Here is a 21731-nt window from a genome sequence, read left to right on the forward strand (position 1 = left end):
AGCGTTCTCACGCCACGATGCACTCGCTCACGCGGCTCAGGCGTGAGCATCCGCCAACAGATGCACAGGAGGAACCGATGCGAGCACGACGCACAGTCGCGCTGGCCCTGACGGGCCTGCTCGCGGCAGCCACGCTGGCTGCCTGTAGTAGCGGGGACGGGAGCACCACGACCAGCGGATCCGGCAGCGCCGCCACGGTGCTGAACGTCGGGATGCCGAACGGCCCGCAGACCGAGAACCACAACCCGTTCCTCGGCTCCTCCTCGGGTGCCTCGCTGGGGTACCGGTGGATGATCTTCGAGCCGCTGGTGATGATCAACGGGATCAAGCCCACCGAGCCGGGCAAGCCCTGGCTGGCCACCGAGTGGAAGTGGGCCGACAACTTCACCAAGCTGTCGCTGACCATCCGCGACGGCGTGAAGTTCTCCGACGGCAAGCCGATGACGGCCGACGACGTCGCGTACTCGTTCCAGCTCCGCAAGGACAACGAGGGCCTGAACCAGGACGCCATCCCGTACGGCACGATCACCGCCGCCGGCAACAAGGTCGACCTGACCTTCACCCGGTCCCAGTTCGTCAACCAGAACAAGATCCTGACCGTGTTCGTGGTGCCGAAGCACCAGTGGTCGACGCTGAAGGACCCGAGCCAGGACACCCTGAAGAGCCCGATCGGCACCGGCCCGTACACGGTGAAGTCGTTCACCCCGCAGACGACCACGCTGACGGTGCGCGACTCGTACTGGCAGGACCTGCCGAAGGTGAAGGAGCTGCGCTACACGTCGTACAACGACAACAACGCGCAGACCACCGCGCTGGCCAACGGCGCGTCGGAGTGGAGCTTCGTCTTCGTCCCGAACGTGAAGGCCGTCTACCAGGACAAGGACCCCGAGCACCACAAGCTGTGGTTCCCGGCGAACCTCGGCATCCACGGACTGTGGATCAACACCACCCGCAAGCCCTTCGACAACCCGGCGCTGCGGCGGGCGATGGACAAGGTGATCAACCGCGACGACATCTTCATGCAGGGTGAGGCCGGCTACTTCTACCCGAAGGTCGAGTCGATCACCGGGATCCCGACCCCGGCCGGTGAGTCGTTCATCGCGCCCGAGTTCAAGGGCAAGTTGCACTCGGTCGACGTCGAGGCGGCCAAGAAGGAGCTGGCCGACGCCGGCTTCAAGCTCGAGGGCGACGTGCTGAAGGACCCGACCGGCAAGCCGGTCACGATCACGCTGACCGACCCGGCCGGCTGGTCCGACTACATCACCGACCTCGAGATCATCAAGGACAACCTGTCCACGATCGGCATCAAGGCGACCGTCGACAAGGCCAACCAGGACGCCTGGTTCAAGGCGTTCGACGAGGGCAACTTCGATGCCGGGATGCACTGGACCAACGGCGGCGCGACGCCGTACGACATCTACCAGAACATCATGGACGGCAAGATCCTGAAGCCGGTCGGCAAGGGTGGCGTGAGCGGCAACTACGGCCGGTTCAACAGCCCGGAGGCGACCAAGGCGCTGGACCAGTACGCCAACGCCACCGACGACGCGACCAGGACCGCGGCGCTGAACACGCTGCAGAAGATCATGGTCGAGCAGATGCCGGTCGTGCCGACCTCGGCCTCGAACGTCGGCGGTCTCTACAGCACCAAAAACTGGGAGGGCTGGCCGGACGAGCAGAACCAGTACGCGCCTGCCCAGCCGACCCAGCAGAACGCGCTGCAGATCGTCCTGAACCTGAAGCCCGCCGGCGCCCAGTGACGCCGACCGCGACGCCGGGGCCGGTCCCCGGCGTCGCGGTGCCCTGCTACCACACCCGGCGAGCGGAGCGAGCCGTGATTGGAGTTTCATGACGGTCACCGACTCTGAGGTGGTCCTCGAGGCCGAAGGCCTCACCAAGCATTTCCCGGTACGGCGGGGGATGCGCGACCTGCTCACCAAGGAACGCAAGGTCGTGCACGCGGTCGACGACATCCGGCTGACGCTGCGCCGGGGCCGGGTCACCGCGCTCGTCGGTGAGTCCGGCTCGGGCAAGTCGACCGTCGCCCGCCTGCTCGCCCAGTTGTACGGACGGACAGCGGGAGACATCCGCCTGCACGGCGAGACCGTCACGGTGAAGGGCGGCCGCAAGTTCCGCGCGTACTGCCGCCGGGTGCAGATGATCTTCCAGGACCCGTTCGCGTCGCTGAACCCGACGCACACCGTCCGGTACCACCTGACGCGTTCGCTGAAGATCCACGGCCGGGCTGGTGAGTCGGCCGCCGAGCTCGAGCAGAACCTGCGCGACCTGCTGCTCCGGGTGCAGCTCACTCCCCCGGAGCGGTACCTGGACAAGTTCCCGCACGAACTGTCCGGCGGTCAGCGTCAGCGAGTGTCGATCGCCCGGGCACTCGGCGCCGACCCGGAGGCGCTGCTCGCCGACGAGCCGGTGTCGATGCTCGACGTCTCGATCCGGCTCGGTGTGCTGAACCTCTTGCGGGACCTGAAGGAACGGCTGAACCTGGCCATCCTCTACATCACCCACGACATCGCCTCGGCCCGCTACTTCGCCGACGAGACGCTGGTGATGTACGCCGGCCGGATGGTCGAGGGCGGTGACTCCGAGACCGTCACGCAGAACCCGGCCCACCCGTACACCCGGCTGCTGATCGAGAGCGCGCCGGACCCGGACCGGCTGGACCGCGTCGGCGACCTCCAGTCCGAGGAGGATCGGGGCAGCGGCGAACCGCCGAGCCTGATCGCTCCCCCGACCGGCTGCCGCTTCCACCCGCGCTGCGTGTACGCGATGCCGAAGTGCTCGACCGACCTTCCGCCTCGCTTCGACCTGCCCACCAACCACGGTCACTGGGCGGCCTGCTGGCTGTACGAGGAAGGAGCGGCGAAGTGAAGTTCCTGCTGCAACGCGTCGCCTTCTACCTCTTCACCGCGTGGGCCGCGCTGACCATCAACTTCTTCATCCCGCGGATGATCCCCGGCGACCCGGTCACCTCGCTGATCAACAAGTTCCAGGGGCAGATGAGCACCGAGGCGATCAACTCGCTCTACGTGCTGTTCGGCCTGGACAAGGACGCCAGCCTGTGGAGCCAGTACGTCGACTACTGGGGCCAGGTGTTCCGCGGCGACCTCGGGCTGTCGTTCACGTTCTTCCCCACGCCGGTCTCGGAGATCCTGAGCCAGAGCCTGCCGTGGACGATCGCGCTGGTCGGGATCACCACGTTCGCCAGCTTCATGATCGGTACGTCGCTCGGCGTGCTGGCCGGCTGGCGGCGCGGCTCCTGGCTGGACGGACTGTTGCCGGTGACAACCTTCCTGTCGTCGATCCCGTACTTCTGGCTCGGCCTGCTGGCGATCACGCTGCTGGCCGGCCCGGGCAGCATCTTCCCGTCGTCCGGCGGCTACGAGCCCGGCCTGGTGCCGTCCTGGAACGGCGAGTTCATCGGCAGCGCGATCCAGCACAGCCTGCTGCCGGCGGTCACCATCCTGATCTCGTCGGTCAGCGGCTGGATCCTGAGCATGCGGAACATGATGGTGACGGTCGCCTCCGAGGACTACATCACCGTCGCGCACGCCAAGGGCCTGCCCGAGCGCCGGGTGATGGTCAGCTACGCGGCCCGCAACGCGCTGCTGCCGAACGTCTCCGGCTTCGCGCTGTCGCTCGGCTTCATCGTCGGCGGCACGCTGCTGGTGGAGATCGTCTTCTCCTACCCGGGCATCGGCTACAACCTCTTCCAGGCGGTCGGCTCCAAGGACTACCCGCTGATGCAGGGCATCTTCCTGGTCATCACGCTGTCCGTCCTGGTCGCCAACCTGATGGCCGACATCGCCTACCTGCTGCTCGATCCGCGTACCCGGAAGGAGGGCTGACATGTCCGCACCAGCCAGCACCATCACCGCGGTGACGCCGGAAGGTCCCGAGGTCGCGGCCGCGCCGGCCAAACGCCGCCGGCTGCGGTTCGTCGCCAACCCGAAGGCCGCGACCGGCCTGATCGTGCTCGCCTTCTTCTGCGTGATCGCGGTCATCGGGCCGTGGATCGCGCCGTACGACCCGTCGGCGCGCAGCAGCGACCTGATCCAGCCGCCGTCCGGCAAGCACTGGTTCGGCACCACGCACCTCGGCCAGGACATCTTCAGCCAGGTGCTCGTCGGCACCCGCGGCGTGATGTTCGTCGGCCTGCTGGCCGGCATCGTCGCGACCGCGCTGTCCGTGCTGATCGGGGTCAGCGCCGGCTTCCTCGGCGGCGCGGCGGACGAAAGCCTGTCGGCGTTGTCGAACGTCTTCCTGGTCATCCCGGCGCTGCCGCTGATCATCATCGTCGCCTCCACCATCCCCAGTGCCGGCGACCTGATGGTTGCCCTCGTCATCGGTCTCACCTCGTGGGCCTGGGGTGCCCGGGTGCTGCGAGCGCAGACGCTGTCGTTGCGGCGGCGCGACTACGTCGAGGCCGCGCGGGCGACCGGTGAGAGCACCTGGCGGATCATCACCGCCGAAATCATGCCGAACCTGACCGCGATCATCGCCTCCGGTTTCGTCGGCACGGTGATCTTCGCGGTGATGTCCGAGATCACCCTGGCGTTCATCGGCATCTCGACCATCTCCGAGTGGAACTGGGGCACGATCCTGTTCTGGGCGCAGAGCCAGCAGGCGCTGGCCCAGGGCGCCTGGTGGTGGTTCGTCCCGGCCGGTCTCGCGATCGCGATCCTCGGCACGGCGCTGTCGCTGATCAACTTCGGGATCGACGAGTTCGTCAGCCCGCGGTTGCGCAGCAGCGGCCACACCCGGGTGAAGACGAAGGACGGCCACTCGGTCCGGATGCGGGTCGGCTTCACCCCGGTGCTCGGGTCCAAGGCCGGTCCTGCGACTCCCGTCGTACGGCGTAAGAAGGAGGAGGCCGCATGAAGGAGCCGGTGCTCGAGATCAAGGACTTCTGCGTCGACTACGGCCTCGGCGACCAGGCCGTCCAGGCGGTCCGCGACGTCACGCTGACCCTGCATCGCGGCGAAGTGCTAGGACTCGCGGGTGAGAGCGGCAGCGGGAAGTCGACGCTCGCGTACGGCGTGACGCGTCTCCTGCCACCGCCGGGCGTGATCAGCGGCGGCTCGGTCGTCTACCGCCCGCCGAGCGGCGACGCGTACGACGTGATGGCGCTGACGGACCCGGAGTTACGGGCGTTCCGGTGGGCCGAGACGTCGATCGTGTTCCAGGGCGCGATGAACTCGCTCAACCCGGTGCACAAGGTCTCGACCCAGATGCTCGACGTCATCAAGGCGCACGAGCCCGGGCTGACGCCCCAGGCACGGACTGCCCGGGCCGCCCAGATGCTGAAACTGGTCGGGATCTCGGCCGACCGGATGGACGCCTACCCGCACCAGCTGTCCGGTGGGATGCGGCAGCGGGTGATGATCGGGATGGCGCTCGTCCTCGAGCCACAGATCGTCATCATGGACGAGCCGACCACCGCGCTCGACGTGGTGATGCAGCGGCAGATCCTCGCCCAGCTGGTCGAGTTGCGCGAGCGGCTAGGGTTCTCGGTCCTGTTCATCACCCACGACCTGTCGCTGCTGGTCGAGTTCTCCGACCGGATCGCGATCATGTACGGCGGCCGGATCGTCGAGGAAGCGCGGTCCGCGGACCTGTACAAGGACTCGTTGCACCCGTACAGCGAGGGACTGCTGAAGTCGTTCCCGGCGCTGCGTGGCCCACGGCGGGAGCTGGCCGGGATCCCGGGATCACCGCCCGACCTGCGCGGGATGCCGTCCGGCTGTTCGTTCCATCCGCGGTGCCCGCACGCGTTCGACCGGTGCTCGGCGGAGATCCCGGTGCTCGGGGTCCCGTCGGCGCGCAACGATCCCAGCCGGTCCGTCGCCTGCTGGCTCCCTGGCCGCGTACCAACCTCCTGAAGGGTGATGCATGAGTACGACTTCTGTCTCGGGGGACGCCGAACTGATCGCGGGGCTGCCGGCCGGATTCCGGTGGGGTGTCGCGACGTCGGCGTACCAGATCGAGGGCGCCGTCGCGGTCGACGGACGAACGCCGTCGATCTGGGACACCTACTGCCGGGTGCCGGGTGCGATCGACAACGGCGACACCGGTGACATCGCCTGCGACCACTACCACCGGATGCCGGCCGACGTCGCGATGATCAAGGACCTCGGCCTGGACACCTACCGGTTCTCGGTGGCGTGGCCGCGGGTCCAGCCGCACGGCAAGGGTCCGGTCAACCTGGCCGGTATCGACTTCTACGACCGGCTCGTCGACGAACTGCTTGCCCAGGGCATCGACCCGTGGGTGACGCTGTACCACTGGGACCTGCCGCAGGACCTGGAGGACGCCGGCGGCTGGCCGGTGCGCGACACGGCGTACCGGTTCGCGGACTACGCGATGCTCGTCTTCGACACGTTGAACGATCGCGTCGACACCTGGACCACGCTGAACGAGCCGTGGTGCTCGGCGATGCTGGGTTACGCGTACGGCGCCCACGCGCCGGGCCGGCGGGAGTACCCGGCGGCGTTGGCCGCCGTACATCATCTGCTGCTCGGGCACGGTCTGGCCACGACCCGGATGCGGGAGGCGTCGCCGCGGAAGCTGGACATCGGCATCACGTTGAACGTGGCGACGGCGTACCCGGCTTCGGATGCGCACCCCGACGTCGACGCCGCCCGGCGGGCAGACGGGATGGGGCGGCGGATCTACCTCGACCCGTTGGTGTTCGGGCGGTATCCCGCCGATGTGGTTGCGGATCTTGCCGCTGAGGGTGTCGAGCTGCCGGTTGTCGATGGCGACCTCGAGGTGATTGCTGCGCCGATCGACGTACTCGGGGTGAACTACTACTTCAGCCAGAAGTTCACCGGGTTCGGTGCGGACGGCCGGACGGTCGACGACGACGGGCGGCCGGTCAGCCGGACCGTTCCGCTGGACAAGCCGCGCACCGCGATGGACTGGGAGATCGTGCCGGAGGGCTTCACCGATCTGCTGGTCGGGATCGCCCGGGACTACCCGGGGCTGCCGATGGTCATCACCGAGAACGGCTCCGCCTTCGAGGACCATCCGGACTCGTCCGGCTTCGTGGACGACACCGACCGGGTCGCCTACTTCACGTCGCACTTGGCGGCTGTCGCCTCGGCCATCCGCCAAGGTGCCGACATCCGTGGCTACCTGGCCTGGTCCCTGATGGACAACTTCGAATGGGCCTACGGCTACGCGAAACGCTTCGGCATCGTCCGAGTCGACTACGAAACCCAAACCCGAACCCCCAAAGCCAGCGCCCTGTACCTCAAGGCCCTCGCCCAACACTACCGCTCCAGGTAACCCCCGCGGCTCCCTCGACCACGCCCGGCGTGGTCCCGGCGACTGGTGTCGGGACCACGCCGCCGCTAACGCTCGCTGCTCCGTCGCGAGCACGCGGCTGCTCAACCGCCCGTCACGGGGAGGCGTAGCCGGTCCGAGAACCCAGTGAGAGGTAGCCGATCCGGCACAACCGGCCTCGCGTTGGACCTGCCCCGTGCGCACCCGAGTCTGGGGCCCCGGCAGAGCGTCCGGCCGTGAACACCAACTGGTTCCCGTGAACAGCGAATAACCGGTTCAAGTCCCCCAGGCCCCGTCCAAGCCCCCGATTGTCCGCACGCACGCCGCAGCAACCCGGCCGGCGGCCCGACCACCGGCCCCATCCCGCCGCGCAGACCCTCCGTGGAATGTGGAGGATTTGTGGAGACGGACCTCCATTCGGCCTCCAAGTTTCGTGCGTTGTCCAGGCGCAGAGTCGTCGTATCGACGATGGGGGCGGGAGATGTACGACGTAGTGGTCGTGGGGGCGCGGTGTGCGGGGGCGGCGACGGGGATGTTGCTGGGCCGGATGGGCCACCGCGTGGTGATGGTGGACAAAGCCGGGCTGCCGAGTGACACCTTGTCGACGCATGGTCTGCTTCGGGGCGGGGTGGTTCAGCTGTCCCGCTGGGGACTGCTCGATTCCGTCCTGGCGAGTGGGACGCCGGCGGTGACGAAGGTACGGTTCGAGCTTCCGGGTGAGACCAAGGTACGGCGAATCAAGCCCCGCGACGGTGTGGACGTCCTGGTCGCGCCGCGTCGCCACATCCTCGACAGTCTGCTTGCCGACGCTGCCGTGGAGTCGGGCGTGGAGCTCCGGACCGGCGTGACCGCGACCGGCTTGCTGCGAGCGCGCGACGGACGAGTCACCGGCATCGTCGGCCGCGACCGGAACGGCGATCGCATCGAGCTGCCCGCCCGGATCGTCGTCGGCGCAGACGGTCGCCGCTCGCGGATGGCCGACCTTTTCAGCGCCAAAACGTTGGAGCACTACACGTCTCCCTGCGCGGTGTTCTTCACCTACGTGACCGGTCTCGCGCCGGACACCTACGAGTTCCACATCGCGCCGGATGCGTTCGCCGGTGTCTTCCCGACGCATCACGGCGAAGCGTGTGTCTGGCTGATCCGGCCGACACCTCTCCTTGATCCGATCCGTACGGCGGGCGCCCGCCGTACGGCTGTCTTCGTCCGGCAACTCGAGCAACTGGTGCCGAGCCTCGGCACCCGGGTTCGCGCCGGGCGCATCACCGAACGACTGCGTGGAGCGGCCGATCTGCCGAACTACCTCCGCCAGGCCCACGGTCCCGGCTGGGCGCTCGTCGGCGACGCCGGCTACCACCGCGACCCGATCACCGGGCACGGGATCACCGACGCCTTCCGGGACGCCGACCTCCTCGCGTCGGCGATCGACGCCGGTCTCCGCGACCCGTCCACCGAGCGCGCCGCGATGTCGTCGTACCAGGACACCCGGGACTTCATGGCGCGCGAGGTCCTCGACCTAACGCGAGCACTGACCGCCTTCCCAGCACCGGAACGCTTCGTCGACCTGCAGGTCCAGCTCAGCGAAGCGCTCGAACAAGAGGCCGACCAGCTGGCCTCGTTTCCCGGCCGGCAGGCCGTCACGTCAGCAGCTTGAAGGGACAAGCATCATGACCACCACCACCGAGAATCGCCGCAACGGCGTCGACACCGCGACCTTGTTCGCCACCCTCGACGCGGTCAAGGCGCAGCCCGAGCTCGCCCGCTTCCAGTTCCGCGCCACCAACAAGTGGATCAGCGGCACCCACAACCGCGGCACGATCAGCGGGTTCTACGGCGCCGGGCAGGAGAACAGCCACGCGGCCGCCTTCACCTTCGACGCCGACCACCCGCCGGTACTGGTCGGTGGCGACAACGGTCCGACCCCGGCCGAGCACCTGCTGCACGCGTTGGCCGCCTGCCTCACCAGCGGGCTGGCGAACATCGCCGCCGCCCGCGGCATCGACCTCGAGGAGGTCACCTCGACGGTCGAGGGCGACATCAACCTGCTCGGCATCCTTGGCCTCGACCCCGAGGTCCGCAACGGCTACGAGGCGATCCGGCTCGTCTTCCACGTCAAGGGCGATGCGGCGGCCGAAAAGCTCGCCGCGTTGGTCGACCAGTCGCGTCGGCGCTCCGCGGTGTACGACGTGATCACGCACGGCGTCCCGGTGTCGATCGACGTCGCGACCGCCTGATCACCCCTCGCCTGCCACCGCCCGGAACACCGAGTCGGCCGGCTCCGTCGCCACCCCGGAGCCGGCCAGCAGGTCGCGCACCCCCGGGGTGATCCACAACGCCCCCGGGGGAGCCTGGTCGGCCAGGCTGATCGCGACCTGGACGCCGTACGCGTCGAGCTCGCTCGCATCGCGGGGGACCTCGGCGATCGCGACGCCCAGCGTGTCGGCAGGATGCAGGAGGGCGAGCCCCGCGCGCACCGCGGTGGCAGGACCGTCGAACAGCACGATGGCTCGTGCTCCCGGCCCTGAACACGGGCGCCCGCCGGCCGCGACCAGGCTCGAGACCAGGTCGTCGGCTCCCGGCCCGGCGGGCGCAGTGACGGCAGTCAGCGCCAGCGGCCGGGCGGCCGTCTTCGGCAGGTCGGCGACGAACCGCTCGATCGGGTCGAGGATCTGGTCCGGGTTCCCAGAGACGAAGTGGTCGGCGCCCTCGAGCAGTTCCAGCCGCGCGCCGGGAATGCGGTCGGCGATGAAACGAGCTCCACCGACCTCGATCAGGGCGTCGCCGACCCGGTGCAGCACGAGTGTCGGAACGCGGACCGCGGGGAGCGCGTCCCGGACGTCCACGAGCGAATTCATGTCCAGCAGCGCCCGCACGGTGGACGGCGTCGCTGCCGCTCGCATGCGCTGTGCCCACCACCGCTGCATCGGTACGTCGGCCGACGGGCAGCGCAATCGCATGTCCGCCTCCCAGTCCCACCCGTTCACGAGCTGATCGGTGTAGACCCGCCACGCGTCCTGGGTCTGCGCCCACGGATAGTCCTGCGACTGGATCCGCTTGGCGTAGGCGCCGTACAGGACGAGTCCCGCGACCCGCTCGGGATGGGTCGCCGCGCACAGGATCGCCATCGGCCCGCCCTCGGAGTACCCGACGAGCAGCGCCCGCTGCGATCCGACCGCGTCCATCACCGCGAGTACGTCGTGCATCCGCGTCTCGAGGTCCGGCAGGCCGGACGGCCGGTCCGACATCCCGGTCCCCCGCTTGTCGAACCGGATCAACCGCCCCATCGACCCCAACCGGTGCAGGAAGTGCGCGTGCCGCGGATCGGCCCAGTCCAGTTCGAGGTGCGAGACGAACCCGGAGATCAGCACGAGGTCGAGGTCGCCGCCGCCGCTCACCTGGTACGCGATGTGCAGGCCGTCGCTGACGGTGTAGCGGACCGGTTGGGCCGCGCGCGGCTCCGACACTTCGACCGGCGCGACGAACCGGTAGCCGCGGCCGTGCAGGGTCCGGATCATCCGCTGACTGTGGCCGTCGTCGCCGAGCGCCCGCCGTACCTGCTTGATCCGGCTGGTGACGGCCGTCTCGCTCACGAAACGGCCGCCCCAGACACCGTCCATCAGTTCCTCTTTCGCGACCACCCGGTCACGGTGCGAGACCAGGTAGGCGAGCACGTCGAACGCCTGCGGCTCCAGCGGCACCGGAACTCCACCCCGGCGTACCTCGAACAACGCCGGGTCGAACTCCAGATCTCCCCCGAACCCAAGCACCACACATCGACTATGCCACCGCGGCTACCCCTTCTGAACCACTCGCGTGAGCGGCGCCGGGGTCAGCGTCTTGTGGGTTCTGAGGTACGACGCGAAGGTCTCGTGGTCGGTGTTGTTGCGGACCGGGTTGGTGGAGGCCTTGAACGCGGAGTAGCCGTCCGCGCCGATCACGGTGTAGGCCAGCGCGGCAACCCGGTAGGTCTTGGCCGGATCGAGTACGGCGCCGTCGATCTTCACGTCGGCCGGGTCGACCCGGTCACCCACCGGGCGACTGGCGTCGAAGGCGTAGTTGACGTTGCCCGAGACCGCGAGCGGCGCGAACTTCACCGTGCCGCCGGGTTGCGCCTGCCACTGCTGCTCGAGTACGGCGTCCAGTTGCGCACCGGTCAGGCTGACGGTCAGGACCGGGTTGCCGTACCCGTACGCGTCCCACGACTCCCCCAGCAGCACCCGGCCGTCCGCGTCACCCGGCTTGTTGCTGTTGGCAACCAGGAGGTCACCGCGGAGGGCGGTCGAGCCGGTGGCGGGCTTGGCGGCGATCAGGCCGAGGTCGGCGGGGCCGTTCTGGCGGGCGGTCCACAGGTGGACGTCGGCCGCGAGATCGGCGAAGGTGCTTTCGCCGGCTGCGTTCGCCGTACGCGTGAAGTCGCCCGTGATCGTGGCGACGGGCTCGGCGTACTTGCGGTCGCCGGCCGCCGTCCAGTAGTCGACGATGCGCTGGATCTCCGGGTCGGGTGTGACGTCGCGGGTGACCGCGTGGTTGGTCGACGTGGTCCGGTCCCGCAGTACCTCGCCGGTCGTGCGGTCGAGCTGGACGTTGATCTCGTTGATCAGCCGGCCGTGGTTCGCGGCCTCGACGACCGGGCGCGGGTTGCCGGCCGGGTCCGGGATGCTGCAGTTGAACGCCGCGTGCCAGTGGCCGGTGACGATCGCGTCGATCTCCGGCGTCACCTTGCGGGCCAGGTCGATCGCGGGACCGCTCGGGTTGACGCAGTTGTCGTACGTCGCCGAGCCGTCGGTGCCGCCGTCGTGCATGTTGAGCACGATCGCCTTCACCCCACGCCGGGTGAGCTCGGCCGCCGCCCGGTTGGCGGACTCGACCGGGTCGAGCGCCTTGAGATCAGGCTGGTACGACGTGGAGCCGACCGGGGTGTCCGGGACGGTCAGGCCGATGAAGCCGATTGGGTAGGTGCGTCCGTGGTCGCGGACCCAGCGGATCGTGTACGGCGCCACGATCGTGCGGCCCTTGGCGTCGACGATGTTGGCCGATTGGAAGCTGAAGTCGGCGCCGTGGAAGCGGCGGCCGGTGGAGTCTGTGAAGCAGCTGTCCACGCCGACCTTACCGAAGCACTTGCCCTTCGCCATGTGGTCGACGAGGAAGCTCTTCGAGACGTCGAGCTCGTGGTTGCCGACGCTGGAGAACTCGACGCCGAGCGCGTTCAGCACCTCGACGGTCGGCTCGTCCGCGTGCGCGTCCACCTCGAACGGCCACCCGGAGAAGCTGTCCCCGTCAGCGAAGAAGATCGAGTTGCTGTGGCCGGCGCGGATGCTCGTCAGATGAGTCGCCAGGTACGCCGCTCCACCGACGACCTGAGGCTTCCCATCCGGGCCGGCGATCGTCCCTCCGTCCGCGGGCGACGGCGGCCGCAGATACCCATGAAAGTCAGTAATAGAAACCAGCTGCACCGGGATGGTCCCATCACCAGCGTGATCGACCGTTGGACTCCCGGCCGGCGGGGTCACATCAGCAGCCGCTGGGCTCGCGGCCGCTGAGCTCGCGGCTGCTGGAGTGACGCCGGCTACGAGGACCGCGGCGATGGTGACGGCGAGAGCGCGGGGGCGGAATCTGCGCACAAATGTCTCCTCAACTGTCCGAACAAGCACTTTCCGACAAGATGAGACTGCCCCAGAATGAACAACATGTCACCACCACACGGCGAGTCCCCAAACCCCGTAAGAATCTGACAACCCCGCCCCACCAAACCCGCCCCACCACCCCCTCCGCCCGCGCGCGCCCCCGCGTCGCTCACGCGAGGGGATAACCCCGCGCGTTGTGCCTTCTCCCCTCGTATACCGAGGGAGAAGGCACTAGTTGAGGGGTTCTCCCCTCGAACGCCGGTCAGCTGTTCCCGCCGGAGCCTTGGAGGGTGCGGGGCTAGGCCGTTCTTCTTTCCGATGTAGGAGTACATCTCGCCGGAGGTGTTGAGGACGGTGATGAGGTCGGGGATCTTGTCGGCGTTGAGGTCGCCGGCCGGGGTGAGGTTGCGCAGGCCGTTCCAACCACCGCTGCCGATCTCGACTCGCGCCGTACCTCCGGAGAAGCTCAACCCCTTGTAGAGCCACAGCTTCCCGGTCTTCGAGTCGACCGTGACGAAGTCCGGCTTGCCGTCGCGGGACAGGTCGCCGACCGCGGTGAGCTTGGTCAGCCCGGCCCACTTGGTACGTCGCCGAGGATGTTCCCGATCCCCATCAGGTCCCGCATCCCGTTCCACCCGCTCGCGCCGACCTGCACCCGGGTCGACCCGGACAAGTTCGGCCCCTTGAAGAGGAACAGCTTCCCGGTCGACTTCTCCACCGCGACCACATCCGGTACGTCGTCCCCGGTCAGATCGCCGGCGGCGGAGATCTCGGTCGTCGCGTTCCACCCGGTGCTGAGCTTGACCGCGTTGCCGCCACCGGAGAACCCGCCGTTCCCGTTGTTCGTGTACCGGTAGAGCGCGCCGTCCTGCCGGTCCACCGCGACCAGGTCGTCACGCCCATCACCGGTCAGGTCACCGGGGTTCGTCAGGTCGGCGTCGGCATGCGCGGAGACATACGACAGGCCGTACTCCTGCATCGTCTTGTTCAGCGTCGCGGCCGACAGCGTGTGCGTGCCACCGGTCGACTTCCACGGGTCCCACACGGTCAGCGTCTTCTTGTCCAGGTCGTACCCGTAGACGAGGATGGCGTGGCCGTAGTGGCCCTTCATCCCCTTGTTCCAGAGCAGCTTCTCCATCCAGACGCCGATCTTCGGCGCGCGCTTCAGGATGCCGAGGTCGTGCGCGGCCCAGTTCAGCAGGTTCGTCGCGCTGTCGGTGGTGTTGGCGTCCCAGACGGAGTACCCGAGTGAGTTGACGTACCCGTTGATGACCGGCAGCGCGGTCCGGTCGTACGTCCCGGACGTCGTCGTCTTCCTCGGTCTCCGCCGTCGCGACATGCACCACACCACCCACGACGAGCCCCAGGCCCACAACCAGCGCAGTACCAAGCTTCAACTGCCGACGCTTCATCCAGTCCTCACCCAGCCGGATAGACAGACCGCCGCCCACCCAAACACAACGAGAGGGCCAGACCGACAATCGGTCTGGCCCTCTTGGGTGCAGTGCTAATCAGGTTGCTGATTCAGCAGGTAGCGGTGGGGTCGGCCCAGTCGGCTCGGTCGTTGTAGCCGCCGTCGCCTGCGTCGCCGACGAACAGGTCGAGGACGCGTACGCCGGTCAGGTCGACGTCGATCGACTTCGGGTTGTCGCGGTCGACGACCCCGCTGTCGTACAGCACCTTCCCGTCACCGATCACCTGGAACGTCGCCGTCCCACCCTCCGGCCCGACGTTGCGCACGGCATCGTCGATGCCGACGGTCGCGGTCAGCCGCGTGCAGGCCTTGCCCAGGTAGTAGCGCACGGTCGACGGCGAGGCGACGCCGATCCCGGTCGGGTACGTCGTGCCGACCAGCTTGATCGGGTTGCCGCCACCGACGCTCTCGTCGATCGTCGGCGACATCCAGCCGCTGGTGGCGCTGATCCAGTCGTGGTGCGAGAGCGCGACCGTTCCGTCCGGCGGCTCCGGCGCCACGATCACCGGTGACACGGTGGTCTGCCGCTGGACGCCGTACCCGAGGGTCTCGTACGTCGTCGTCGCCGTGAGGCTCGCGGATCCGGCCGGGGCGCCGGCGGGGAGCTTCACCGTGAAGGCGAACGTCGCCTGCTGTCCGCTGGCGAGCAGGACCGGGGCCTTGGTCAGCGACGTCACGGTCCACCCGGTGCCACCGGCAACCTTCACCGCCGGCTTGAACACCGGCAGCACGCCGTCGTTGCGGACGGCAACCTGCACGGTCAGCTCGTCGCCACCGGCAACCACCGGCGCGACTCCCTCGGGCTGTGCGTCGGTCCAGACCTTCGTCACCTGCGGAATGCCGGCGGTGACGTGTGGGATCCCCGGCAGGCCGGTCGCGGGCTGCACGCGGAAGAGCGCCGTACCGTGCGCGGGGACCGCCGCGCTGATCGTGCCGGCGCTCTCGGTCACCGCGTTGGTCCACGCGTTCTTCAGCGTGAATCGGTCCCCACTCAGGCCGACCGCGGCCGCCGTCGTGGTGATCGTCTTCGCGGAGTCGCCACGGTTCAGCAGCACGACCGCCCGGCTGCCGTCCGCGAGCCGCTTGACCCACGTCTCCGTCGTCCCCGCGGCGCCGACCCGGACCGCCTGAACCGCGGCCTTGTCCTGGTTGATCGCGATCACGTCGGGGTCGGTCAGGGTGGCGATCGAGGTCGCGCTCAGTTTGCGGACGTCGCTGCCGATGACGAGCGGCGCCGCGGCCACGGCCCACAGCGTGAACTGGCTGCGGAACTCCTCGTCCGTCATGCCGAGCTCGGGTCCGAGGTAGTCGGGGTCGCTGAACGCACCCGGCTTGACCACCTCGGGGTGCCGCGCGTTGGCGTCGTAGTTGCGCAGCACGTCCTTGAACTTGATGTCACCGAGGAACCCGACGTCGGTGTAGGTCCGCCACGACTGAGCGATCGCGGGCGCGTACGTCCACGAGTTGATTGACTGCTGGGACTCCGGGTAGTTGCCCCAGTCCGGCGAGGTGACCGGGTTGCACAGGTTGAAGATCATCGGCCGGTTGCTGGCGTTGTTCCGCAACGCCTGGGCGAACTCGGTGAACACCGTCTTCGGGTCCAGGTCGGCCGCGATCCCGCAGAGGTAGTCGACCTTCACCGCGTCGAACCCCCAAGCCGCGAACTGGTCCGCGTCGCGCTGGTAGTAGCCGCCGCTGCCGAGACCACACTTGCCCGGGATGTACGGACCGGCGTCGGTGTAGATACCGGCCTTCAGTCCCTTGCCGTGGATGTAGTCGACGAGCGGCTTGAGCCCGTTCGGGAACTTGGCCGGGTTCGGCTGCAGGTCGCCGGCCGCACTCCGCGGTACGTCGGCCTGCCAGCCCCCGTCCAGCCAGACGATGTCGTAGCCGGCCTTCGCGAGCCCCCGGCTCACCATCGAGTCGGCCACCGACTTGACCGACTCCTCGGTGAAGTCGCCGGCGAGTCCGTAGTACGTGTTCCAGCCCATGTACGGCGTGGGGCTGAGCACGTCGGCCTGTGGTTGCGCCGCCGTCACACCGGCCGCACTGGCCGATGGTGTCGTGGTGGTGACGAGCGAGGCGCTCACCAGGGCCGCCGCAAGCAATGCGGATAGTCGCTTCATCTGTTGTCCTTTGCTGCCGTTGAGCGGAACGGTCAGTCGAGTGCTTCGACGACCAGGCAGTTCGAGTCGGCCGAGCCGTCCCAGCGGACGCCGGCCTGCAGCAGGTAGCTGCCCGGGTGGACCTCGTCTCCCACCCGGTAGTTCGTCGCGGGATCCAGCTGGACGAGCGGCACGCGGCGCGGCCTGGTCGGCAGCGTCCCGCGGACGTTGCCGTCTCCCGTCTCCCACAGAAACACCACCGACCGGTCGGCGCCGACGTACTGCAGGCCGGCGGTCAACGGGTAAACGGTGCCGTTGGCAACCACGTCGCGGATCGACTTGTACTGCGCGATGTGGTGCCGGGCCGTCTTGAGCTGGTCGTCGTTCCAGCGGGACAGGTCGGCGCCGATCCCGAGTACGCCGGACATCGCCACGTGGAACCGGAAGTCGAGCGACCGCTCGCGGCCGTCATGGGTGCCGTCGGCATCGGTCACCCACGAGCTCATCAGGTGCGGCGCGTAGCCGGTGAGGAATCCCCGCTGGATCCTGAGCCGATCCAGCGGGGCGGTGTTGTCACTCGGCCAGAGCGTATCGACCCGCGCGGCCATCCCGAGGTCGACCCGGGCGCCACCACCGGCGCAACCCTCGACGTACACCTGCGGATGCTCGGCGCGGAGCCGGTCGAGGATCGCGTAGAGGTTGGCGACGACCCGGCCGTCGAGGTCGCGGCGCTGGTCGCCGGCGTCGAGGCGCGGGCGGTTCGCGTCCCATTTCAGGTAGCTGATGTCGTACGTCGACAACAGCTGGTGGAGCGTGTCCGAGATGAATTCGCGGACGTCGTCCCGGCTCAGGTCGAGCAGAAGCTGGTTGCGGACCAGAAGCGGCTCCCGGCCCTCCGTGCGCAGGATCCATTCGGGGTGCTCGGCGGCCAGCCCCGATCCCGGGCTGACCGACTCAGGCTCGATCCACAGTCCGAAGTCGAGGCCGAGGTCGTTCAACTGCGCGATGAACGCGTCGAGCCCGTCCGGGAACTTGGCCGGATCGACGTCCCAGTCGCCGAGTCCGTGCCGGTCGTCGGTGCGCCCGGTGAACCAGCCGTCGTCGACGACGAACGTCTCCACACCGATCGCCGCTGCCCGTTTCGCCAGCTCGAGCTGGTGCTCCGCGCGGACGTCGAACTCAGTGGCGAACCACGAGTTGTAGAGGACCTTCGGCGTACGGCGGCGGGAGAAGGAGCGCTGGTAGTCGTGGAATACACGCGCCAGGCCCTCTGGTCCCTCGGAGCTGTACACCCCGACTGCCTTCGGCGACTCCCACGACTCCCCTGGGCCGAGCCGCAGCCCGAGCGTGGAGGGGGCGCGCCCGGCCTGGATCCGCGTCTGCCCGGTGGTGTCCACCTCGGCCGACATCTCCCACGACCCGGTCCACGCGAGCTGCACGCCGTACCCGCCGACCGAGAGGAACGGTGAGTAGGAGTGCCCGGTGATCCCCTGCTGACTCCCGATGCTGAACCGCCCGCGCTCGAGACTCACCTCTGCCTGCTGGAACTCGCTGTTCCACTCGCCCCACAAGTACCTGATGGGACCCCGCCCCGGAATCACAAATCCAGCCGACTCATGCCGGTACAACGTGAGCCCGTCCGCACTGTCGTTGTGCACAGAAACCCACCGCTCCACCACATCCCCCACCATCCGGTAGTGCAGCACGAGCCAGACGGACCGCAGCTCGTCCTTGAACTCCAGCTGCAACTCACCGCCTTCACGCACACCGGCGAAGGTTGCGCGGAACTCGTCCGAGCCGTCGGGTCCCGCAACGATCAGGTCTACGGGGGCGCCGTAGCGGACTCCTCGGGGGGCGTATTCGAGGGGTTGGATGTCGGCTCGGGGGAGGAAGTGCTCGGTGCCTTCGGGGGCGAGGGTGGAGGGGCCTTCGGCGACAGCGTGCGGGCCCCAGGCAACCAGTTCGGCCCACCCGCCGTGGTCGGGTACGCCGACGACGTACGACGTGCTGGGGCCGCGCAACGTCCAGGTCCTCACTTGACGGCTCCGATCGCGAGGCCGCCGACGAAGTGCTTCTGGAAGCGGAGGAAGACCGCGACCGTCGGGATCGCGGCGATGACGGTGCCGGCCGCGATCACGTTCCAGGACGAGACGAACAAGCCCTGCAGACCGAGCAGGGCCGGCGTGACCGGCATCTTCTCGCCGGACCGGATCACCGTGATCGACCACAGCAGGTCGTTGAAGATCCAGGTGAACGACAGCGCACCGAGCGCCGCCAGCGCCGGCCGGGTCAGCGGCAGGATGACGCTCGAGTAGATCTTCCCCGGCCCTGCTCCGTCGATCGTCGCCGCCTCCTGGATCTCCCGCGGCAGGTCCCGCATGAACCCGTGCAGCACGAACGTGTAGAACCCGAGCCCGAACCCGACATGGACGGCGATCAGCGCGATGAGCGTGTCGTAGTACCCGATCAGCTCCACGAACCGCGAGATCGGGATCAGCAGGATCTGCGGCGGCAGCAGGTTGCCCATCAGCATCAGCAGCAGCACCGTCCGCCGGAACGGGATGCTGTACCGCGCCAGCCCGTACGCCGCGATCGACGCCAGTCCCAGACTCAGGATCACCGCCGGGATCGTCACCAGCAGGCTGTTGACCAAGGCCCGGAACTCGTCCGCGTCCTCCCATGCCGACTTGTACGTCGAGAACGTGAACGAGTGCGGGAGCGACCCCAGCCCGTTCGCCGCGACGTCGTCGAAGCTGCGGAACGAGATCACGATCACCCACAGGATCGGGGCGACCCACAGGAACGAGATCAGCCCCATCGCCAGGTGGTAGCCGGACGTCTTGAGGCGGTTCATGTCTCCTCCCGGAAGGCGCGGATCAGGTAGCCGAGGATGACGGCGAGGGCGAGCAGGAAGATGACCACGGCCAGCGCGGACGCGTAGCCGAGCTGGGTGGACTGGAACGCGGTCGAGTACATGTAGGTGCTGAGCAGCTCCGACGAGTGGTACGGACCGCCCTTCGTCATCGACCAGACGATGTCGAAGGATCGCAGCGAGTCGATCACGATCACCGACAGGACGACGGAGTTCACGCCCTTCAGCTGCGGGATCGTCACGAAGCGGGTCCGCTGCCAGGCCGAGGCGCCGTCCACCTTCGCCGCTTCGTAGAGCGCGGGGTCGACCGCCTTGAGACCAGCCAGGTACAGCACCATCACGTAACCGATCTGACGCCACAGCGCCGGCACGATCACGGCGTACAGGACGGTGTCGGGATCGGCGAGCCACGGGCGGATGAAGTCACCGAGGCCGATCGTGCGCAGGATCGTGTCGACCAGGCCGTCCGGCTGGTAGAAGACGCGCCAGATCAGCGCGGTGACGACCAGCGAGAAGACGACCGGGGTGAACAATGCGGCACGGTAGATGCCGACGCCGCGACGTTCGCGCTGAAGCAGCAACGCCATCCCGAACCCGCCGACCACACTCAGCCCGCCGAACAGCACGAGCCAGATCGCCGTGTTCTTCAACGCAGTCCGGAAGATCGGGTCCGACACCATCTCGGTGAAATTCCCGAACCCGACGAACCGTGGCGCCGACAACCCGTCCCAGCTCGTCAGCGCCAGCCAGAACCCTTGCAGCGCGGGCCAGAACACCCACACCGCCTCCACCGCGAACGGCACGAAGACGAACACGAGGATCAACGGCGAAACCCGCCGGGCACCGCGCCCGCTCCGAGCGCGGGAACTGGAACTTCCGCGGCCGGATGCTCCCGGCCGACGGCCGGTCCCGGCCTCCGGCCGGGAGTCGTTCCGGCTGTCGGGCTCCCCGCCGTCTCCACTCCCCCGTCCGCCCCGCCGCACGCGGGGCGGACGGGTTGCAGACGAGAGCATGCCGCCGGGCAATGCGTCCCAACCCGCTTCTGTCGAAGTCACGCTGTGAAGACCTTCTGGGCGGCGGCTTGCCAGTCCTTCAGGATCTGGTCGATCTGGTCGGGCTTGTCGAGGAACTTGGTGAGGGCGGCGTCGGCGGTAGGCTGCAGGGCGTCGCTGGAGTCGCGGTTGAAGAACTGGGTGAGCTCGGCGGCGCTCTCGATCATCGCCTTGCCCTTCTTCACCAGCGGCGTGTCCGCGGCCTTCCCGTCCGGGTTCGCCGGGATCGCCGTACCGGAGGAGTTCTGCACGTAGATCTCCTGCGCCTCGGCCGTCGCCAGCCAGGTCATGAACTTCTTGACGCCCTCGGGGTCCTTCGCCTTCTTCGACGCGAAGTAGCCGTCCGTCGGCGCCTCCTCGGCGACCGGTACGGCGGGGTCGATGATCGGGAACTGGAAGAAGTCGATGTCGTCCAGCGCGTCCTTCGGGGCCGAGTCGGCGAAGAACGTGCCGATCAGGAACATCCCGGTCTTGCCGGCCAGCAGCGCCGAGGTCGCCTCCTGGAACGGGAACGACTTGCCCTTCGGGTCGAAGTACGGCAGCACCTCGCGCCACTTGGTGAAGACCGCCTTCACCTTCGGGTCGTCGAACCGCCCCTGGCCGGCCAGCAGCTGGCGGTGGAACGGCGCGCCGTTGATCCGGATGTTCAGGTAGTCGAACCAGGCCGACGCGACCCACGGTGTGTCCCCGAGCCCGATGCCGATCGGCGGCACGCCCTTGCCCTGGATGGTCTTGCAGACCTGCAGGAACTCGTCCCACGTCTTCGGCGGCGTGACGCCCCACTTGGCGAAGTTCGACTTCCGGTAGAACATGCCCCACCAGTAGTAGCTGGTCGGCACGAAGATCTTCTGCCCGTTGCTGCTGGTGGACAGCGTCTGCATCGACTTCGGGTAGTTCTGCAGGCCGTCCCACACGCTGGTGACGTCGAGCAGCAGGTCCTTCTTCGCGTACGAGTCCGCGACCGAGCCGGCGTACCAGGTGTAGACGTCCGGCGGGTTCGCCGAGGTGAGGTACGTCGGCAGCTGGGTCCGGAAGATCTCCGACGCGACCGTGTTCAGCTTGACCTGGGACCCGCCGGTTTTGTTGTACGCAGCAACGAGCTTCTCCATCGCGGCCTTCGCCTGCTCGCTGGAGAGGTTCGACTGCAGCGAGAGCTCACCAGTGGCCGCGCTGCCGCTGCCCGGACTGCTCGTCGAGGTCGCGCACCCGGGCACCAGGGCAGCCGCCCCGAGCAGTCCGAGTCCCTTGAGGAAAGTCCGCCGATCTGCTGCCAGACCCGTCATGCCAACTCCTGAAATCGCC

The 21731-nt window shown here is 68.3% G+C and carries 17 protein-coding genes; 8 read left to right on the top strand and 9 right to left on the bottom strand.

Going from position 1 to position 21731, the window contains the following annotated elements; translation table 11 throughout:
* The first annotated feature begins 77 nt into the window (after positions 1-77).
* The 8 genes from ACWCOV_RS09170 (at position 78) to ACWCOV_RS09205 (ending at position 9536) form a co-directional block, all read left to right on the top strand.
* Positions 78-1760 carry an ABC transporter substrate-binding protein gene (locus ACWCOV_RS09170; RefSeq protein ID WP_449828715.1) on the top strand — a complete coding sequence of 561 codons (1683 nt, stop codon included), beginning with the start codon at positions 78-80 and terminating at the stop codon, positions 1758-1760.
* An 88-nt stretch (positions 1761-1848) separates the two neighbouring features.
* Positions 1849-2886, top strand: a complete 1038-nt coding sequence (locus tag ACWCOV_RS09175; RefSeq protein WP_449828716.1) for an ABC transporter ATP-binding protein — start codon at positions 1849-1851, stop codon at positions 2884-2886.
* Entirely contained in the window at positions 2883-3863 is a 981-nt protein-coding gene (locus tag ACWCOV_RS09180) for an ABC transporter permease (protein ID WP_360538645.1), read from the top strand. The genes ACWCOV_RS09175 and ACWCOV_RS09180 overlap by 4 nt, the downstream gene beginning before the upstream one ends.
* 1 nt (position 3864) lies before the next feature.
* On the top strand, positions 3865-4896 hold the full coding sequence (locus ACWCOV_RS09185; protein WP_449828717.1) for an ABC transporter permease: 1032 nt from the start codon (positions 3865-3867) through the stop codon (positions 4894-4896).
* Positions 4893-5897: an ABC transporter ATP-binding protein gene (locus ACWCOV_RS09190; protein ID WP_449828718.1), complete on the top strand. Its 1005-nt coding sequence runs from the start codon at positions 4893-4895 to the stop codon at positions 5895-5897. The genes ACWCOV_RS09185 and ACWCOV_RS09190 overlap by 4 nt, the downstream gene beginning before the upstream one ends.
* 10 nt (positions 5898-5907) lie before the next feature.
* Positions 5908-7305, top strand: a complete 1398-nt coding sequence (locus ACWCOV_RS09195) for a GH1 family beta-glucosidase (RefSeq protein WP_449828719.1) — start codon at positions 5908-5910, stop codon at positions 7303-7305.
* 478 nt (positions 7306-7783) lie between these two features.
* The gene (locus ACWCOV_RS09200) at positions 7784-8956 is read left to right on the top strand and encodes an NAD(P)/FAD-dependent oxidoreductase (protein WP_449828720.1); all 1173 of its coding nucleotides are present in this window, start codon (positions 7784-7786) and stop codon (positions 8954-8956) included.
* Between the two features lie 13 nt (positions 8957-8969).
* Positions 8970-9536: an OsmC family protein gene (locus tag ACWCOV_RS09205; RefSeq protein ID WP_449828721.1), complete on the top strand. Its 567-nt coding sequence runs from the start codon at positions 8970-8972 to the stop codon at positions 9534-9536.
* Here ACWCOV_RS09205 and ACWCOV_RS09210 read toward each other — a convergent pair whose 3' ends face one another.
* The 9 genes from ACWCOV_RS09210 to ACWCOV_RS09250 form a co-directional block, all read right to left on the bottom strand.
* A complete protein-coding gene (locus ACWCOV_RS09210; RefSeq protein ID WP_449828722.1) occupies positions 9537-11072 on the bottom strand; it encodes an alpha/beta fold hydrolase in 1536 nt (511 codons plus the stop codon). It abuts the gene before it with no gap.
* Positions 11073-11093: 21 nt separating this feature from the next.
* Positions 11094-12755, bottom strand: coding sequence for a bifunctional metallophosphatase/5'-nucleotidase (locus ACWCOV_RS09215; protein WP_449828723.1), 1662 nt, complete (start codon positions 12753-12755; stop codon positions 11094-11096).
* Between the two features lie 113 nt (positions 12756-12868).
* A complete protein-coding gene (locus ACWCOV_RS09220) occupies positions 12869-13561 on the bottom strand; it encodes an FG-GAP repeat domain-containing protein (RefSeq protein ID WP_449828724.1) in 693 nt (230 codons plus the stop codon).
* On the bottom strand, positions 13492-14265 hold the full coding sequence (locus ACWCOV_RS09225) for an FG-GAP repeat domain-containing protein (RefSeq protein WP_449828725.1): 774 nt from the start codon (positions 14263-14265) through the stop codon (positions 13492-13494). The genes ACWCOV_RS09220 and ACWCOV_RS09225 overlap by 70 nt, the downstream gene beginning before the upstream one ends.
* A gap of 185 nt (positions 14266-14450) precedes the next feature.
* Positions 14451-16526 (bottom strand): NPCBM/NEW2 domain-containing protein, encoded by a 2076-nt coding sequence (locus tag ACWCOV_RS09230; RefSeq protein ID WP_449828726.1) that lies wholly within the window; start codon positions 16524-16526, stop codon positions 14451-14453.
* A gap of 32 nt (positions 16527-16558) precedes the next feature.
* On the bottom strand, positions 16559-18541 hold the full coding sequence (locus tag ACWCOV_RS09235; RefSeq protein ID WP_449828727.1) for an alpha-galactosidase: 1983 nt from the start codon (positions 18539-18541) through the stop codon (positions 16559-16561).
* Positions 18538-19359, bottom strand: a complete 822-nt coding sequence (locus ACWCOV_RS09240) for a carbohydrate ABC transporter permease (RefSeq protein ID WP_449828728.1) — start codon at positions 19357-19359, stop codon at positions 18538-18540. The genes ACWCOV_RS09235 and ACWCOV_RS09240 overlap by 4 nt, the downstream gene beginning before the upstream one ends.
* Positions 19356-20192 carry a carbohydrate ABC transporter permease gene (locus ACWCOV_RS09245; RefSeq protein WP_449828814.1) on the bottom strand — a complete coding sequence of 279 codons (837 nt, stop codon included), beginning with the start codon at positions 20190-20192 and terminating at the stop codon, positions 19356-19358. The genes ACWCOV_RS09240 and ACWCOV_RS09245 overlap by 4 nt, the downstream gene beginning before the upstream one ends.
* A gap of 236 nt (positions 20193-20428) precedes the next feature.
* Positions 20429-21712, bottom strand: coding sequence for an ABC transporter substrate-binding protein (locus ACWCOV_RS09250; protein WP_449828729.1), 1284 nt, complete (start codon positions 21710-21712; stop codon positions 20429-20431).
* Between the last annotated feature and the right edge of the window lie 19 nt (positions 21713-21731).

The sequence above is a fragment of the Kribbella sp. NPDC002412 genome, from assembly GCF_053592935.1.

Bases quoted from the DNA above. Each gene is read 5' to 3' on its own strand.
- ACWCOV_RS09170 (WP_449828715.1), top strand. From the start codon at position 78: ATGCGAGCACGACGCACAGTCGCGCTGGCCCTGACGGGCCTGCTCGCG.
- ACWCOV_RS09175 (WP_449828716.1), top strand. From the start codon at position 1,849: ATGACGGTCACCGACTCTGAGGTGGTCCTCGAGGCCGAAGGCCTCACC.
- ACWCOV_RS09185 (WP_449828717.1), top strand. From the start codon at position 3,865: ATGTCCGCACCAGCCAGCACCATCACCGCGGTGACGCCGGAAGGTCCC.
- ACWCOV_RS09190 (WP_449828718.1), top strand. From the start codon at position 4,893: ATGAAGGAGCCGGTGCTCGAGATCAAGGACTTCTGCGTCGACTACGGC.
- ACWCOV_RS09195 (WP_449828719.1), top strand. From the start codon at position 5,908: ATGAGTACGACTTCTGTCTCGGGGGACGCCGAACTGATCGCGGGGCTG.
- ACWCOV_RS09200 (WP_449828720.1), top strand. From the start codon at position 7,784: ATGTACGACGTAGTGGTCGTGGGGGCGCGGTGTGCGGGGGCGGCGACG.
- ACWCOV_RS09205 (WP_449828721.1), top strand. From the start codon at position 8,970: ATGACCACCACCACCGAGAATCGCCGCAACGGCGTCGACACCGCGACC.
- ACWCOV_RS09225 (WP_449828725.1), bottom strand. From the start codon at position 14,265: ATGTCGCGACGGCGGAGACCGAGGAAGACGACGACGTCCGGGACGTAC.
- ACWCOV_RS09230 (WP_449828726.1), bottom strand. From the start codon at position 16,526: ATGAAGCGACTATCCGCATTGCTTGCGGCGGCCCTGGTGAGCGCCTCG.
- ACWCOV_RS09240 (WP_449828728.1), bottom strand. From the start codon at position 19,359: ATGAACCGCCTCAAGACGTCCGGCTACCACCTGGCGATGGGGCTGATC.
- ACWCOV_RS09250 (WP_449828729.1), bottom strand. From the start codon at position 21,712: ATGACGGGTCTGGCAGCAGATCGGCGGACTTTCCTCAAGGGACTCGGA.